Source organism: Nocardia sp. IBHARD005 (assembly GCF_052814245.1).
In genome coordinates, this window is sequence record NZ_CP199935.1 from 3,123,800 (window position 1) to 3,139,275 (window position 15,476).

General features: G+C 66.9%; 18 protein-coding genes, 1 other RNA gene, 1 pseudogene and 1 riboswitch. Of the genes and pseudogenes, 13 read left to right on the plus strand and 7 right to left on the minus strand.

The features are described 5' to 3' along the window. Nucleotides 1-118: 118 nt before the first annotated feature. Nucleotides 119-334, minus strand: a riboswitch (cobalamin riboswitch). 200 nt (nt 335-534) lie between these two features. The 3 genes from ACTWPB_RS14585 (at nt 535) to ACTWPB_RS14595 (ending at nt 2,270) form a co-directional block, all read left to right on the plus strand. After that, nucleotides 535-771 (plus strand): hypothetical protein, encoded by a 237-nt coding sequence (locus ACTWPB_RS14585; protein WP_446226171.1) that lies wholly within the window; start codon nt 535-537, stop codon nt 769-771. Between the two features lie 162 nt (nt 772-933). Then, nucleotides 934-1,407, plus strand: a complete 474-nt coding sequence (gene smpB / locus ACTWPB_RS14590; RefSeq protein ID WP_446226172.1) for an SsrA-binding protein SmpB — start codon at nt 934-936, stop codon at nt 1,405-1,407. After that, on the plus strand, nt 1,407-2,270 hold the full coding sequence (locus tag ACTWPB_RS14595) for an EamA family transporter (RefSeq protein ID WP_446226173.1): 864 nt from the start codon (nt 1,407-1,409) through the stop codon (nt 2,268-2,270). Before smpB ends, ACTWPB_RS14595 begins: the two co-directional genes overlap by 1 nt. A gap of 4 nt (nt 2,271-2,274) precedes the next feature. Here the strand turns inward: ACTWPB_RS14595 and ACTWPB_RS14600 are convergent, their stop codons facing one another. Further along, nucleotides 2,275-3,573, minus strand: coding sequence for an ABC transporter substrate-binding protein (locus ACTWPB_RS14600; RefSeq protein ID WP_446226174.1), 1,299 nt, complete (start codon nt 3,571-3,573; stop codon nt 2,275-2,277). Nucleotides 3,574-3,798: 225 nt separating this feature from the next. Between ACTWPB_RS14600 and ssrA the strand changes: the two genes are divergently transcribed. The 4 genes from ssrA (at nt 3,799) to ACTWPB_RS14620 (ending at nt 6,548) form a co-directional block, all read left to right on the plus strand. Next, nucleotides 3,799-4,171: a transfer-messenger RNA gene (ssrA, locus tag ACTWPB_RS14605) on the plus strand. A gap of 65 nt (nt 4,172-4,236) precedes the next feature. Continuing rightward, nucleotides 4,237-4,638 (plus strand): type II toxin-antitoxin system RelE family toxin, encoded by a 402-nt coding sequence (locus ACTWPB_RS14610; RefSeq protein WP_446226175.1) that lies wholly within the window; start codon nt 4,237-4,239, stop codon nt 4,636-4,638. Beyond that, nucleotides 4,638-5,399, plus strand: a complete 762-nt coding sequence (locus ACTWPB_RS14615) for a class I SAM-dependent methyltransferase (protein WP_446226176.1) — start codon at nt 4,638-4,640, stop codon at nt 5,397-5,399. Before ACTWPB_RS14610 ends, ACTWPB_RS14615 begins: the two co-directional genes overlap by 1 nt. A gap of 90 nt (nt 5,400-5,489) precedes the next feature. Next, on the plus strand, nt 5,490-6,548 hold the full coding sequence (locus ACTWPB_RS14620; protein WP_446226177.1) for a hypothetical protein: 1,059 nt from the start codon (nt 5,490-5,492) through the stop codon (nt 6,546-6,548). Between the two features lie 89 nt (nt 6,549-6,637). Here ACTWPB_RS14620 and ACTWPB_RS14625 read toward each other — a convergent pair whose 3' ends face one another. Further along, complete coding sequence (locus ACTWPB_RS14625; RefSeq protein WP_378920802.1) at nt 6,638-6,847, minus strand: DUF5302 domain-containing protein; 210 nt, start codon at nt 6,845-6,847, stop codon at nt 6,638-6,640. 112 nt (nt 6,848-6,959) lie between these two features. Here ACTWPB_RS14625 and ACTWPB_RS14630 point away from each other — a divergent pair, with 112 nt between their 5' ends. Continuing rightward, entirely contained in the window at nt 6,960-7,847 is an 888-nt protein-coding gene (locus ACTWPB_RS14630) for a hypothetical protein (protein WP_446226178.1), read from the plus strand. On the opposite strand, the gene ACTWPB_RS14635 is transcribed toward ACTWPB_RS14630, so the two are convergent. After that, nucleotides 7,825-8,688, minus strand: coding sequence for a DUF1266 domain-containing protein (locus tag ACTWPB_RS14635; RefSeq protein ID WP_446226179.1), 864 nt, complete (start codon nt 8,686-8,688; stop codon nt 7,825-7,827). The two genes, ACTWPB_RS14630 and ACTWPB_RS14635, sit on opposite strands and share 23 nt — an antisense overlap. A gap of 102 nt (nt 8,689-8,790) precedes the next feature. Between ACTWPB_RS14635 and ACTWPB_RS14640 the strand changes: the two genes are divergently transcribed. Both ACTWPB_RS14640 and ACTWPB_RS14645 read left to right on the plus strand, forming a co-directional pair. Next, complete coding sequence (locus ACTWPB_RS14640) at nt 8,791-9,486, plus strand: helix-turn-helix domain-containing protein (protein ID WP_446226180.1); 696 nt, start codon at nt 8,791-8,793, stop codon at nt 9,484-9,486. Nucleotides 9,487-9,611: 125 nt separating this feature from the next. After that, on the plus strand, nt 9,612-10,100 hold the full coding sequence (locus tag ACTWPB_RS14645; RefSeq protein ID WP_446226181.1) for an NUDIX domain-containing protein: 489 nt from the start codon (nt 9,612-9,614) through the stop codon (nt 10,098-10,100). Here the strand turns inward: ACTWPB_RS14645 and ACTWPB_RS14650 are convergent. The 4 genes and pseudogenes from ACTWPB_RS14650 to ACTWPB_RS14665 form a co-directional block, all read right to left on the minus strand. Next, complete coding sequence (locus tag ACTWPB_RS14650) at nt 10,076-10,474, minus strand: VOC family protein (RefSeq protein WP_446226182.1); 399 nt, start codon at nt 10,472-10,474, stop codon at nt 10,076-10,078. The two genes, ACTWPB_RS14645 and ACTWPB_RS14650, sit on opposite strands and share 25 nt — an antisense overlap. Before the next feature lie 50 nt (nt 10,475-10,524). After that, nucleotides 10,525-10,734: pseudogene (locus tag ACTWPB_RS14655) on the minus strand (heat-shock protein HtpX); the annotation flags it as partial. 18 nt (nt 10,735-10,752) lie between these two features. Continuing rightward, a complete protein-coding gene (locus ACTWPB_RS14660; protein WP_446226183.1) occupies nt 10,753-12,054 on the minus strand; it encodes a D-arabinono-1,4-lactone oxidase in 1,302 nt (433 codons plus the stop codon). A 57-nt stretch (nt 12,055-12,111) separates the two neighbouring features. Continuing rightward, a complete protein-coding gene (locus ACTWPB_RS14665) occupies nt 12,112-12,789 on the minus strand; it encodes a TetR/AcrR family transcriptional regulator (RefSeq protein ID WP_446226184.1) in 678 nt (225 codons plus the stop codon). A 130-nt stretch (nt 12,790-12,919) separates the two neighbouring features. On the opposite strand from ACTWPB_RS14665, the gene ACTWPB_RS14670 reads away from it, so the two are divergent. The 3 genes from ACTWPB_RS14670 (at nt 12,920) to crcB (ending at nt 15,430) form a co-directional block, all read left to right on the plus strand. Beyond that, the gene (locus tag ACTWPB_RS14670) at nt 12,920-14,413 is read left to right on the plus strand and encodes an MFS transporter (protein WP_446226185.1); all 1,494 of its coding nucleotides are present in this window, start codon (nt 12,920-12,922) and stop codon (nt 14,411-14,413) included. Between the two features lie 173 nt (nt 14,414-14,586). Then, the gene (locus ACTWPB_RS14675; protein WP_446226186.1) at nt 14,587-15,003 is read left to right on the plus strand and encodes a fluoride efflux transporter FluC; all 417 of its coding nucleotides are present in this window, start codon (nt 14,587-14,589) and stop codon (nt 15,001-15,003) included. Nucleotides 15,004-15,067: 64 nt separating this feature from the next. Further along, the gene (gene crcB / locus ACTWPB_RS14680; protein ID WP_446226187.1) at nt 15,068-15,430 is read left to right on the plus strand and encodes a fluoride efflux transporter CrcB; all 363 of its coding nucleotides are present in this window, start codon (nt 15,068-15,070) and stop codon (nt 15,428-15,430) included. Nucleotides 15,431-15,476 lie beyond the last annotated feature (46 nt).

Here is a 15,476-nt window from a genome sequence, read left to right on the forward strand (position 1 = left end):
CCTGTGACTCCTCAGTCTGCCGATCGGGACGAGACCGCGGGCACAGGAAGCCGAAATGACATGGCGAGCACGCATTTCGCAGGCCATCCCTCGAAGCCCTCGAACTCGGTCGCGCGCGCCGCGCGCGACACTGCTGGCAGGTATTCGGACTCACGGGCATCAGCTCGAAATCTCGAGCTCGGCCTACTGGTCGCCGCTTCCCAGGTCTAAGACCCAGTGCCAATGACGACGGTCGTTCCCGTCCACCGCTGCGGGGCAGTTCCGGATTCACACCGGATTCCCTCTTACGTCACCTCACCATGCGGCTCGGCGAACCAGTAGCCCACTGATGTTAGTGGCTCGATCTCGACAGCAAAAGGCGTCATCACAGAGATCCACGTCACCCGCCAGTGGGTACTCAAAGCTGCCGGACCGTGTTCGACCTACCCAAGACAGCGAGCAGCGTCCGTCGAATCCCCGTCGGCGCCGAGGCCGATGCTGCGATCACCCGACACCTGGATGCCCACCCGATCGACCCCGATCTACCGGAGGGCGATGTCATATTCCGGGCCCGCTGACAAGGGCGCCTGGGCGGGCTCGATGTACACCTATCTCTGGGGCTGTATTCGCGTCGCCGCCGAACTCCTCGACATGATCTACTACCTGTTCCGGCACTACCACATCAGCGCTCATCAACGGCGGAGCATCACCGAAGCTCGTGATGGAACGCGCCGGGTACACCTCGGCGGAATAAACCCTCCGCAGGTACGCCACACTGTGGACATCGGATGATCTGTTGACCGCCAAACTGTCCGACTTCGCACTACAACGGGAGAAGGACGGGAGCAATGACGACAACAGGCACTGAGGGGACGAGGGTGATGACTAAGAAACCGCTGGTAGATACCAGTATTTGACCGTTGAATGACCGGTTGACCGGGAGGGTTGCACATCATGAAGGAAAAGGGGCGCAAGGTCATCGCGACCAACCGCCGGGCGCGGCACAACTACACGATCCTCGACATCTATGAGGCGGGGATCGCGCTGGTCGGTACCGAAGTGAAGAGCCTGCGCGAAGGCAAGGCCTCCCTGGTCGACGCCTTCGCGACCGTCGACCACGGTGAGGTCTGGTTGCGTGGCCTGCACATCCCGGAGTTCAGCCACGGCACCTGGACCAACCATTCGCCGCGCCGCACCCGCAAGCTGCTGCTGCACAAGCGTGAGATCGAGCACCTGGTCGGCAAGTCGCGCGAGGGCAACCAGACGCTGGTGCCGCTGTCGATGTACTTCTCCGACGGCAAGGTGAAGGTGGAGCTCGCGCTCGCCAAGGGCAAGCAGGACTACGACAAACGTCAGGATCTGGCTCGCAAGCAGGCCGAGCGCGAGGTCACCCGTGAGGTCGGCCGGCGGGTCAAGGGCATGCGTTAGTGCTGTCCGTAGCGCTCGCCCTCGTCGCGGCGGCGGGCTACGGAGTCAGCGATTTCTTCGGTGGGATCGCGGCACGCAGGGTCACCGCCTTGCGGGTGGTCGTGGTGTCGTACCCGTTCTCGGTGCTGTTGGTCGTGCTGATCGCGCCGCTGGTCGGTGGGCATGCCGATACCGCGTCGGTGCTGTGGGGTCTGGCCGCGGGGGTGGCCAGCGGCTTGGCGGTGTGGTGGTTCTATGCCGCGCTCGCCGACGGGCCCATGTCGGTGGTGTCGCCGCTGACCGCGGTGCTGGTCGCGGGGATCCCGGTCATCGCCGGATTCTTTCTCGGCGAGCGGCCCGGCGCGATCGCGATCGCGGGCATCGCCGTCGCTCTGGTCGCGGTGGTGCTCGTCAGCCGGGAGGCACCCGACGACACCACCGAGGAGATCACCGGCGGCAGGCAACTGCGCTTCACCCGCCGGGTCGCGCTGCTCACCATCGGGTCCGGTGCCGCCTTCGGTTTCGCCTTCTACTTCCTGCACGAAACCCACGCGAGCGCGGGCTTGTGGCCGCTGCTCGCCCAGCGCGTCGCGGCAACAGCGGTCGTGTGGACCTCGGCGCTGGCAGCGGGTGAATTCCGCGGCCTGCAGGGCGAACCGCTGCGCCTGGCGTTGGCGGTCGGCGTGCTCGACGTGATCGCCAATGCCGCGCTGCTCTACGCCTTCCACGGCGCGATGCTGTCGGTGGTGAGCGTGATCGGCTCGCTGTATCCGGCGGCGACCGTGCTGCTGGCGATGGTCCTGCTCGGCGAACGCATCAGCGCCACCCAGAAGATAGGCATGGTGCTCGCGATCATGGCGGTCGCCATGATCGCCGCGAGCTGATTCCCTACAGCCGGGTGCAGGGCTCGTGCAGGTTCAGCCGACCCAGCGTCTTGCCCTGATAGCCGACGCTCACCGCCCTTGCTCCCATCGGCGCTGCCTTGTCCGGTTCGAACACCGCCGACCATTCCGTTTCCAGATCAGGTCCCGCCGCACCGGCCGGATGGATCACGACCATGCCTTCACCGTCGGGTTTCATCGCCCCGATGCTGCGCCGCAGGCCGGTGCGGGTGAGCTCGCCGTTCGCCGCGGCCGTGGTGAGCAGGGCTTTGAGTGGATAGGTGATCGCCCAGCCCAGCGAATAACCGAAGTTGGCCGGTTCGCCGGTGATCGCGTCGCGGGCGTGCTTGGCGCCCACGCTGTCACCAGCCCAGCTGTCGACCGGGGTCGTGTAGTTGTAGAGCGCGGTCAGCGCGGGGGCTGCCGCCGATTGCAGCAGTGCCGCGTTCCAGGTGGGCAGCGAGCCGAGGAACCGGCCGGTGAAGCCCGACTTCACGAGCTTGCCTACGATCTCGGCGGTCTCGGAGGGACCGGTGGCCAGCATCACCAGATCAGGTGCCGCCGAAAGGATCTCCGCCACCGGCCCGTCCTGGTTGCCGACCTCGGCATTGGGCCCGGTGTCGATGCGATCGGCGATGGTCGCGTCGTTGGCCAGCGCCCACTTCAGCGCACCGCTGGCGTAGTCGCCACCGTAGTTGCCGCGATAGGCGACGACGGCGATATTGCGTGGCGTGTAATGGGTTTCGGCGAACCAGTCGAGGCCGGTTACCGCTTCGGTGCAGTAGGAGTAGCCGGCGCTGAGCACCAGATTGCGGTCGGCGCTGCGATAGTTCCAGCCCGACCACTGGGTAGCGGCCGTGCTCACCATGTCGTCGACGTCCATCTGATTCAGCATCGCGACCGTCTGCGCGGTCCCGAAACTCATCGACAACGCGAGCACGTGCGGCTCGATCTCCTGATACCTGCTGCGATGGGTACGCGGATCGTAGGAGGTGTTGCGGGTGTAGGTGCTGATGTCGATGTCGTAGCCGCCGATGCCGCCCGCCGCGTTCACCTGCTTCCAGAACGCCACCTGACCGTCGTTCATGGAGGCACCGAGCGCGGTGAACGGCCCGTTCTCCAGATCCGAGAGCACCCCGAGGTAGATGCAGCCGCGATCTTTGTTCGCCGAACCTGGACAGGGCGTGCTGGTGACGCCCGGCCCGGCGGTGGGCTCGCCCGACGAGCAGGCAGCAGCCAGTACGAGGCTCGCGACAGCCGGGATCGCCGCGAATCGGCGCAGTCCACGCTGACCGGTGAATGCCATGGGATAACTCCTCGCTCCAGTCGCCCAGGACATTTCACGGTTCCGGGGCGGCCGAACGAGAACAGTACCCGTCACCACCGGCAGTCCCACCCGGATTCGCCGAGGCCATCTGGCGGGGTTCGCTACAAGATCACTTCGGCGACACCGCGAGCTGGCAGAAATAATGGGAAGATCTGACCCCGCGCCGGTGTTAATATGACTAGCCCGCACGGTGCGGGCACGTACGGGGCTGAACGGTTTCGACTGCGTACGTTGATTCAGGGGAAGCGTGTCGGTGCAGGCAAGAGACCACCGTAAGCGTCGCTGCAACCAATTAAGCGCCGATTCCAATCAGCGCGAGTACGCCCTCGCTGCCTAAGTAGCCAGGACGTCTCTGTCAGTCCGGGTTCGTCCCTCGACCCGGGTACTGGCATCAGCTAGAGGGAATTACCGTTCGGCTCGGTCGCGGAGTCGAAGGGGACATCTAACAGCGACTGGGATCGTCATCCGGGCTTGTTCGCGAGACCTGGAGATCCGAGCAGAGACAGAGCGAACTGCACACGGAGAAGCCCTGAAGACGCGGCGGAGGACCCGGGTTCGATTCCCGGCAGCTCCACTCGAGGCCCCTCACCTGACACGCAGGTGAGGGGCTTTTTCATGCCCCGACGACGGAATCGTGTGTACATGACAGCGTGCCGTGAACTGCGTGATCTGGAACACCGGGACGCGATGCGTATCCTCACCGCGCTCACGACCCTCGGTGACGATCCGTATGCGGAGGGTCTGGCCATCCGGAAACTGGTCGGCGTGGACGTCTACCGACTGCGGGTGGGACGGTTCCGGGTTGTCTACCAAGTACCGCCGATCGCGCATCGGATAGCCGACTACGCGGCGCACAGCGCCCATTTCTGGTCGCTGTATCGTGCGCTCGAGAGCCAGGGATGGACCACGGCCGAGCGTCACGATTTGTGGACAGAATCGCTGCACGATTGGTGGCGGGCACCTGATCGCGCGGCGTACCGCCTGCGAATCGCCCACGCCGATCACAAGATCGACCAGGGCCAGCACCAAGGAGAGCAGCTGTGATGATGTCCAAGATCGCCACGGGCGGCGTCGACGACGCAGCCCGATTGCGCAGTATCGCTACGAGTACCGACGCCAACACCCACCGCGTTCTCGAGCAGAGCGCGCCCGCACGGTGTGCTCGCGCGCTCGACGTCGGCGCCGGCACCGGGTCGATTGCCCGGTGGATGGCGCTGCACTGGCCCCACACGGCGGTCACCGCACTCGACCAGGACGTCACCTTGATGGCGACCGGTGAGCCGATGCCGACGAACGCGGCCGTCGTCGAACGTGATATCCGAGACCTTGTGCCTGATCAGGCATTCGACCTGATCCACGCTCGATTCGTGCTGGCGCACCTGCCCGACCGCGACGAGGTCGCGGCCCAGGTTGTCGAGATGTTGGCCCCTGGCGGCGTCTTGGTCATCACCGAGCCTTACGCCCTCGCGCCGGCGAGCAGATATCCGGCGGTCGAGGCAGTCATGGCCGCCTACGGCGCCTACTGCGCGACGTCGGGCATGGACCTGACCTGGTCGAAATCAGTACCAGGACTTTTGCAGGAGCATGGCCTCAGCGTCGTGACGGTCGAGTCCGCAGCGGGCCGACTCGGTGGCGGTCCAGGCCTGGACCGGTGGGCACCGCTCATCGAGCGCGTGTGCGATGACCTCATCAGCGGCGGCCTCGCCGCCGGCGTGGTCGACGAGTTCATGCAACTGTGCGGTTCAGCGCAGGTCTATGACGTGCCGCAGGTCATGCTGACCACCGTCGCGCAGCGCGGCCGTTAGCTCCGCGTTCAGCATTTCACGCCCTACGCGGACCTGATCGGTGCGACCCTGGTGCAGGGGCGTGCTGGTGGGCCACGTAGAACTGAGCGTGTGACGCGGTATGCATACGACTCGGGAGCGGGGACGTTGGTCGCTACCTGGGGGACCGGTCGGGGTGACGTCGCCGAGACGATCGCCGAGGTGCCGGGGGCCGAGCACGGGGTGGAGTTGGCGGCCGCGCTGGCGAGTTTGGCGCGGTTCCAGTGGCGGACCTATACGCATCCGGCGACCGCTGCCGGGGATCCCGATGTCGAGAACGGGGAGGCGTGGCGGCGGGCGGAGGAACGTGGTCGGTTCGCGAAGGTCGAAGACGCGCTGCGCACGCCCAACCTGCCCGATGAGGACGGGTGCATGCTGGTCTTCTACAGCCCCATCGAGGAATCGGCGCATCATCTCGGCCGCGTGCTCCATGCGATCGGCGATGCGGGCCTGATCGACCGCTTGGTGAACGAAGTGCTGACCGAGCAGGCGGCGATCACGGCCGCGGAGCTGGGCGATCTGGGCGGCCGGGCGCGACAAGCCGTCGAACTGACCCGACCGGAGATCTCCCCGGTCCAGGTGCACGCCGCCGACACGCTGCTGCGCGCCAATCCCTTGGGCACGATCGACCTGTTCACCGAACTGGACCCCGCCGCCGCGTCGGTCGCCGCCGCACACTGGCTGCGGGCCGCGGCCACCGTGGCGGGCGAGGTCACGGGCCTCGAGCCGGTGGATGTGGTCGCCGAGGCGGATGACATCGAAGCACTCCAGGTCGAAACGCCGACCGTGGTCTTGGAACGGCTCGGCGCGGGGGAGACGCCCACCCAGGTGGTGGTCGACCTGATCGCCGATGCCATCGCCGTCTCCGAGGGCAAGGTCCGCGACCTGGACGGAATCATCGACGCCGCGCAGGACATCGAGGAACACGACGAGGACGACGATCCCGACGCCTGGACCGACGGCTACCGCATCTGCCGCCTCGACCCCACCCGCCCCGCGATCGACCTGCTCGAAGACCTGCTCGGCGCCATCCGGGGCTGCTGGCTGGTCTTCAGCGAAGCCGACAGCGGTGTCACCTTCGACAACGCCGTGCGATCCGAAGCCGACGCCGATACCTACCGCTTGCAGTAGATACGCGAAAAGCCCTGTGCCACAAGGTGATTACCTGTGGCGGCAGGGCTGCTCACGGGCAAGGCATCGGAGACCGGCCGTGCGCGAAACTACCCGCCTGCGCGACGGCGGAAGGTCCGCTTCCCACCCGCCTGAGCATGCGTACCACGCACTTTGGCGGAATTCTGGGCGGCCCCACCCGCGGAGGAGTGGCCGTTCTTCCGCTCGAGCGCCTCGCGGAACTTCCGCTTGGTCGCCTCTTCCGGAGTTTCGTTCGCGGCACCGGACTGTTCGGCGGAGACTTCCTGTTCATCGGGCATACCTACAGCCTGCCACCTCAGTGCGCGTTCGCACACCATCGGCAGGACCATTCCCCCTGCCCGTGATGACCCCTCGGTAGGATCCACCGATGCGGGGCATGCCAGGAGGGACGTGGCGGTGATCGAAGTATGGGGTGCGCGAGTCGCGGTCCGGTATGCGGACGGGCGGTTGGTGACGACGCCGCTGCGCGCCGACAACGAGATCGCGCTCGATGTCGGCGTGGCCGAGCTGGGCAGGATCGCGCTCGCGACCACCGAGGACGGGCAGATGGCGCTGCTGCTGTTCTTCCGGTCGGCACAGTTCGTGGTCAACGGCGCGCCGACGGATCGCCATCCGGTGCCGGTGTTCCTGGAAACCGATCTACGCGAGCAGGCGCAGGCGCTGATCAGAGCTGTCGAACGCGACCTCGTCAGCCTGCGCAGGGTGTTTCCGCCCCGGCCGAATCTCGTTCCACCGCAAGCGGTTCAGGCTCCGAACGGCCGACACCGTCCCGATGTCACCGCGGCAGCGCGCCGAATGCGCCACGCGGGCAACTCCGTACGCGAGATCGACATTCTGCACAGCTGTGCCCGCCCCGACGAGTACGTTCTCGAACTGGCTCAGGCCGGCCACGAGGGTGCGCCGGGTCTGGTCGCGATCACAACTGTGCGCCTGCTGTTCGTCTCCGCGTGGGCGGTCTACGAATTCCCGGTCTCGGTTCTCACCGGTGCCGAAGTGCGCACAGAACCCGGACAGGTTGCGACCCTGCGGATTTCGGGCGCGGGCACCGACCTCGACTTCGTCGACTGGGAACCCGCCGACTTCACCCGCATCACCGAGGCCGTCGGCCTTGCCTGCGAAATCGAGCACGTCGACGGTTCCATCGCCCAGTCCATGCCCTGCTCGGCCGACCTCTTCGGCGAATGGCAGCTGCTGGTGGAACGCCGCAAACTGGGGATGGTCGACGACGACCCGTTCCGCCGTCAAGCCGTCGGCATCATGCTGACGATGCCGGGCTGAACACCGGCGAACCTGGATGCAGGGCCACCCGCCGCCACGGACTCGATGGTCGAAGGTGTAGCCCCGCGATCATCCGCCTACGTTCGGCCACTTGGCTTTTCGCGGCCGATAGATCCTGTGTGGCCGCCCAGAAGATCGCCCCCGTGAGGAACCCGTCGCCGAACTGCCGCCAGTTGCGATAGTGCTGGCGCGCCCGATCCAGCCCGGTCAGCATGTGCTCCCACGCCTCGTCGTCGGTCAGATAACCCGCCGTGCACGCGGCGCGGGCGATGAACACCAGCCGGGCCAGATCCCATGCGGTGGCGTCGATCTGCAGCGGCGCCGGCAGACTGTCGGTGATGCCGAGCTTGATGGCTTGCAGCCACGCGTCGTAGTCGCGATCGATCCCGGCAGGCCCGCGATAACCGCGGAAACCCGAGAGTGTGTGGAGGAATTCGCGATGTTCGTCGGCCAAGCCTGACCGGTCGACCCGGCCGGTATCGGTCGAGGCCATGACGGCGAGTGGATGGACGAGTTCGAACAGCGGCGCGTGCATCCCGGCCAGCAATCGCCGCACGGTGTCATGCGCGTCCTCGGCATTGTCGACACCCCACGACTCGTGCAGTCCTTCGATCGCGGTCTCGCGCCGGGTCGACGCGCTGTCGGGCTCCTCCGGCAGAAACGCGACGCCATCGCACTGCGCACCCCAACTTCGCCCGTAATACGCGCCGACGGCCAACGCCCGGATCCGGTCGTCGTCGACCGGCGCCCCCGACCACACGTCCGGCTCGATATCTATATCGGCGCCGGGAAATCCCGCCACCCGCGGCCGTCCACCCCGCACTGATGCTGTCGGTTGCATAGGGCACCCCTCTGCCGAGCGAACGTCGTGCCGTCAGATCTTACGTAGGGGGCGATGACGGTGCGGCAACTACCTGTCGGTGGGTGCGGCTACCGTCGAAGTGTGGCCGAATACCGGGAACGCGAATCGCGGCTGGACCGAGCGGTGGTCTGGTCGCGAACCATGCCCGCTCACACCGGTCCCGTCAGGGTGTTCCCCGACGGTTGCATGGATCTGATCTGGACCGAGGGCACGCTGATGGTCGCGGGCCCGGACAGTCGCGCGTTCCTGGCACCCACCGCCCGGGCGAGCGAATTCGTCGGCATCAGATTCGCGCCGGGCACCGCGCCCACGTTGCTCGGGATTCCGGCGGTGGAACTGCTGAACCAGCGGGTCGACCTGGCCGAGCTGGCGCCGTCGCGCACCACCCGCGAACTCGTCGACCGGATCGACAACGCGCCCGACCGCGTCACGGCGCTCGAGACGATCGCATGGCGATTCGCTACTGAAAAAGGGCCCGCGGATCCAGCTCTCACCGCGGTTGTCGATTCGCTGTCGGCAGGCGCGACGGTCGCCGAGACCGCTGCCCGGACGGGTATGTCGGCCCGGATGCTGCACCGGCGCTCCCTGTTCGCCTTCGGCTACGGCCCCAAGATGTTGGCGCGTATTCTGCGCTTTCAACGTGCGCTGGCGGCGGTTCGCACCGGACTTCCGGCCGCGCGAATCGCCGCCACGACCGGCTTCGCCGACCAGGCACACCTGTCGCGGGAGTTCCGTGACCTGGCGGGATGCTCGGTTGGCGCCCTGCAACACCGCTGATCGGGCGTCTCGCTGCCCGAAAAGTCTCATTCGGCACAGCGTAGCGGAAGGTTTAGGCTCAAGAGTGCACGCCCCGTCGCAAGTGCTTAGGCCAGTCCGAAACACCGACGAGAGGATGTGACCCGATGATCGACGAATCCGTGTACTCCACTCTCCGTATCGAGGCAGAACGAGACGAAATCCGCCGACTTGTCGTCGGCGCGGTCGTCGTCCGCCATCATCGAGTGCTCATCCTGCGCCGCCGACGATCGGATTTCCTGGGCGGCCGGTGGGAGTTGCCCAGCGGCGTCGTCGAGCCGGGTGAGGCACTCGACGAAGCGCTGGCCCGCGAAGTCGCGCAGGAAACCGGGCTCGAGGTCACCGGAGTCAGCGACTACCTCGGCGATTTCGACTATCTGACCGGCGAAGGCGCCCGCACCAGGCAGTTCACCTTCGTCGTCGACGTGGCCGCGACCGGACCGTTGACGCTCACCGACCACGACGCGCACCTGTGGACAAGGCTCACCGGAGAACCCCCGGTGAGCGACGAGGTCCGCGAGATGCTCGGCCGCTATCAGCAGCGCCAGCGCGACCCCCACGACTGGTCGGCCTATTCGGCGGGCAACGGCGCGTAGAGGTCGATTCCGTGCCCGTCGGGGTCAGCGAGTGTGGCGTAACGCTGGCACCAGAAGGCATCCCACGGTGGGAGTTCGCCGTGATGGCCGGCGTCGACGAGCTCGGCGTAGAGCTTGTCGACCTCGGCCGGATCGGCGCATCGAAACGCCAGACTGCTGCGGCCGGGACCGGTCGGCGGTCGCCAATCGGGTGTGAAGGAGGCGATCGTCGCCTCGGTGTCCAGCGCCAGCCGCAGGCCGGTGCCGATCACGGCCTCGGCATGCCCCCCGGATTCGGCACCGTCCGGGAAAGCCAGTCCCAGCCTGCGGTAGAAGGCCACCGAAGCGGCCATATCGGAAACAACAACGGACACGACATCGAGCTGTGGAGTCATATTCGCAGCGTAGGCACCCGAGCGGGGTGCGGTCTTGAACGAATCGGACGTCAACGCGCGGGCACCGGCACCAGTTCCGCGATCAGGTTCCCGATCAGAATCTGCAGGTGGTCGCGAATGCCGCGAACGACCTCGATCGGCTGCCCGGCCGGATCCGGCAGCACCCGGTCGCGATAGCTGATTCCGGGAAAGTACGGACACACCTCACCGCACCCCATCGTGACCACCACATCCGAGAGCCCGACGGCGTCATCGGTGAGCGGTGTCCGCACGCCGCGTCAGTCGAGTGCGCCGAGCACCCGGTGCACGTAGTCGTTGGCGAACACGCCGGTGGGGTCGAAGCGCCGTCGGACGGCGGTGAAGCGGTCCCAGTCGGGGTAGCGCGAGCGCAGCGTCGCGGCGGTCTGGAAGTGGTGTTTGCCCCAGTGCGGTCTGCCGTCGATGGCGTCGAATACCGCCTCACACGCGCGGAAATACGGCTCCCACACCATGCCCTGATACTGGTGCACCGCGATGTAGCAGGTCTCGCGTCCGCTCGCGGGGGACAGGAAGGCGTCGTCGGGCGCGACCCAGCGCACCTCGATCGGCATCGGTGTGCCGAATCGCCTTCCCAGTGCCAGGATTTCGCGAATCGCCTCGGCCGCGTGCACGCGGGGGATCGCGTATTCCATCTCGGTGAACTTCACCAGCCGCGGGGTGGAGAACACCCGATACGAGCGGTCGATCTGCCGGTTGTTACTGCCTGCCAGGGTGGCCGCGCGGTGAATCATGGGGATGGCGGCCGGAATTCGCCGGCCCAGCCTGCACATGCCGTCGTAGACATGGTTGGCGATCAAGATGTCGTTGATCCACTCGCGCACCTTGCCGCGCGGTTGTTCCGGCGACTCGGTGCGATCGATGGCCTTGGTCATCGCGGTATCGCTGTGCGGGAAGGCGAAGAACTCGAAATGATCGCTGCCGTCGGCGAATTCGTCGATATCGGCGAGCACCTCGGTCAGCGGCACCGGCCGCTCGACGCACTCGAGCACGAACGACGGCTCGAGCTGCACGGTGGCCGCGGTGACGATGCCGAGCGCGCCGACACTGACCCGTGCCGCCCGCCAGCCATCGGGGTCGGTCTGCTCGTTGAGCTCCACCCGGGTGCCGTCGGCGCGCAGTACCTCCACCGAGTGCAGCGCCGCGGAGATATTGCGCAGCCGGGCGCCGGTGCCGTGGGTGGCGGTGGCGGTGGCGCCCGCGAGGCTCTGCGTATCGATGTCGCCGAGATTGGGGAAGGCCAGCCCGTGCCCGTGCAGCAGTGGGCTCGCCGCGTGCAGCGAGATCCCGGCTTCCACCCGGACCTGCCCGGTGTCGGCGTCGACATCGAGGACCTTGTCCAGACCACTGAGATCGACCAGGGTGCCGTCGGTGAGCACGGCGTCGGTGAACGAGTGCCCCGACCCGGCGACGCGTACGGTCCGCCCCGCGGCGGCCGAATCGGTCACGATCGCGGCCAGTTCCTCGACGTCACGCGGCGCGGCGACGACGGCGGGTGCGCAGCGCTGCTCGCCTGCCCAGTTCGCCCAGGTACTCTTGGTCATGTGTCCAACAGTAGAGGATGCGCTGTGACGTGCGCTACTGGATGGACACGTTTCGGGTCAGCGACGGCGGCCGAGGCAGCCGGCGGTCTTGGCCTGCTCGACCTCCTCGTCGGTCATCGGCGCGACCAGTAGTGGCCTGCGCGGCACCGCGTCGGTGCGGACGCCGTTGAGCGCGATGGCCATATACCGTTGCCACACTTCGGAATTCACCGGGCCCGCGAACTCCGCGAGGGAATTGACCATGTGGATCAGCGCGAAGAAGTCGGAGGTCGCGATGTCGGGGTCCACCGCGCCCGCCGCGCGCGCACGATCGACGATGCCCGCGACCGCAGGTTGGATCCGGTCGCGCAGCTCGGCGAAACGGGCCGGATCTTCCTCGAGTTCGAGCATCACCTCGCCGAAACCGCGGTTGGTCGCCAGGTGTTTGCACGCGCTCTCGAAGAACTCGACGAACCCGAGCCAGGCGTCCGGGTTGCCCATGGCCGCGTCGGCCGCGTCGGCGAAGTCCTTCACGTGCTGGTCGAAGACCTCGGCGATGAGTTCCTTCTTGTTCGCGAAGCGCCGGTACACGGTCCCCACGCCCACGCCCGCGCGCTCGGCGACATCGTCGAGGGTGATCTCGAGACCGTGATCGGCGAACAGCTCACGGGCGGCCGCGACGATGCGTTGCTGATTGCGCGCGGCGTCGGCGCGCAATCTGCGGGGTGGTGTGGCAGTCGTCGTGGCGTGATTCACAAGTGCATCCTATCAATCCGGGGGATTAAGTGGAGGTCATTTCTCCGTTACTCTGGTAGCTTCGAATGAAGCGGAGGCGATGCCTCCAATTATGCCACCCGAAACCACCCGCAGACCTACTAGGGGAGTTATGACCACCACACTCGACACCGGGCCCAAGAGCCCCGCGGATACCGAGCGCCGCGGCTCGCATGCCCTGCGCTGGTGGGTGCTTGCTGTACTCGGCATCGCCCAGCTGATGGTCGTGCTCGATGCGACCATCGTCAACATCGCACTGCCCGCTGCCCAGGCAGACCTCGGCTTCGGCGACGGTGACCGGCAATGGGTCATCACCGGTTACGCCCTGGCCTTCGGTAGCCTCCTGCTGCTCGGCGGCAGGCTCAGTGACCTGTTCGGTCGCCGCAACACCTTCATCGTCGGCCTGATCGGCTTCGCGGTGGCCTCGGCCATCGGCGGTGCGGCCACCAGCTTCGAGATGCTCGTCGCGGCCCGCGTGGGCCAGGGTGTGTTCGGTGCGCTGCTCGCCCCCGCCGCGCTGTCGCTGCTCACGGTCACCTTCACCGAACCCGGTGAACGGTCCAAGGCGTTCGGCATCTTCGGTGCCGTGGCCGGTGCGGGTGGCGCGATCGGCCTGCTGCTCGGTGGCGTGCTCACCGAATTGGCGTCTTGGCGCTGGGCGATGTACATCAACCTGATCTTCGCCGCCGTCGCGCTCGTCGGCGCCGTGCTGCTGCTGGCCAAGCACACATCGACCTCGCGGCCCAAGCTCGACTGGTACGGCACCGTCACCGTCACCGCCGCGCTGTTCGGCATCGTCTACGGCTTCTCCCACGCCGAGTCCAACGGCTGGAGCGACCCGACCACGCTGGCCTTCCTGCTCGGTGGCGCCGTGCTGCTCGCGGTCTTCGTGTGGATCGAGACCAAGGTCGCGCATCCGTTGCTGCCGTTGCGCATCGTCGCCGACCGCACCCGTGGCGCGTCGTACCTGACCGTGTTCGTCATGGGCATCGGCATGTTCGCGATCTTCCTGTTCCTCACTTTCTACATGCAACTGACCCTGGCGTACACGCCGATCGTGACCGGCCTCGCGTTCCTGCCGATGGTGGCGGGCATGGTGGCCTCCTCGACCACCGCGCCGTCGCTGCTGCTGCCGAAGCTCGGCCCCAAGATCGTCATCAGCGGTGGCTTCCTGATCGCCGCCGCGGGCATGCTGTGGCTCACCCAGATCGGTCTCGACTCGGGCTATGTCACCCATATCCTGCCCGCGCTGGTACTGCTCGGCCTCGGCCTCGGTGGTGCGATGTCGGTCGCGTTCCAGGGTTCGACGGCGGGTGTGCAGCACGAGGATGCCGGTGTCGCCTCGGCGATGGTCAACACCAGCCAGCAGATCGGTGGCTCCATCGGCACCGCGCTGCTCAGCACCATCGCGGCCTCGGCGATGACCGACTACGTGTCGTCGAATCAGCCGGGCCCGCTCACCATGGCACAGGGCGCGATCGAGAGCTACACCACCAGCTTCTGGTGGGCGACGGCCACTTTCGTGCTCGGTGCGATCGTGATCGCGGTGCTCATGCCGAACACCGTGCCGGCTCCGGCCGAAGGCGAGCCGGTGCTGGCGCACTGATCCAGCACAACCGCGACGCGATGGCCCGAACCGGCAACCGGTTCGGGCCATCGTCGTTCGCCGGTGCGGTCTGCTGAAAGTTTGCCGCGACCGCACCGTGCGCACTGGTGTCGGTGGGTCTCGATACCATGAGCAACGACCACCACACGGATCAGCCACCGGGAGGGCAGCGCATGACATCGCGGCCTCCGGCGCTCGATCCCGCCGTCCTCGCGGCGATCTCGGTGGGGGGCGGCCTCGGTGCCGTCGCGAGGTTCGGCATGGGTCACTGGTGGCCGGTGCTCCCCGGCCGATTCCCGTGGTCGACGTTGACGGTGAATGTGCTCGGCTGCTTCGCGATCGGGGTGCTGATGGTCGTGGTCACCGAACTGTGGGACGCGCCGAAACTCGTGCGGCCGTTCCTGGGAATCGGTGTGCTGGGCGGCTTCACGACTTTCTCCACCTATAGCCTCGAGATTCGTAGACTCATCGGCACCGGTGCGACGGGCACCGCGATGGCCTATCTCGGTCTGTCGGTGCTGGCGGCACTCGGTGCCGTGGCAGTCGCCATGATCGCGACCCGGTGGGTCGCGCGGCGGGGGTTCGCATGAATTCGACGACGGAAGGGGGTGGGCCGATGGTCGAGATGTCGGCTCCCACACAGGCAGGCGTGGCATGACGGTGGCGCTGGTGATAGCCGGTGGCATGCTCGGCGCACCTGCCCGGTACCTGATCGACCGGCAGATGTCGGCGCGGTTTCCGACTGGGCTGCCATGGGGGACACTAACCGTTAACATTGTCGGTTCGGCGTTGCTCGGGGGTTTGATCGGCGCGAGTGCGGGCAGTGCGCTGCTGGCATTCGCGGCAACCGGCTTCTGTGGTGCGCTGACCACGTTCAGCACGTTCGGCTACGAGACGATCCGTCTGGTAACCGAGGGCGCCTACGTGTATGCCGTGGGCAATGTCGTGATCAGCGTCGCGGCGAGCCTGGCCGCGGTGTACGCCGCCGCGTCCCTGACCCAGTGGTTGTGCGCATGATCCTCATGACCAGCCGCGCGCAGCCGACACGGAAGGGAACACCCAC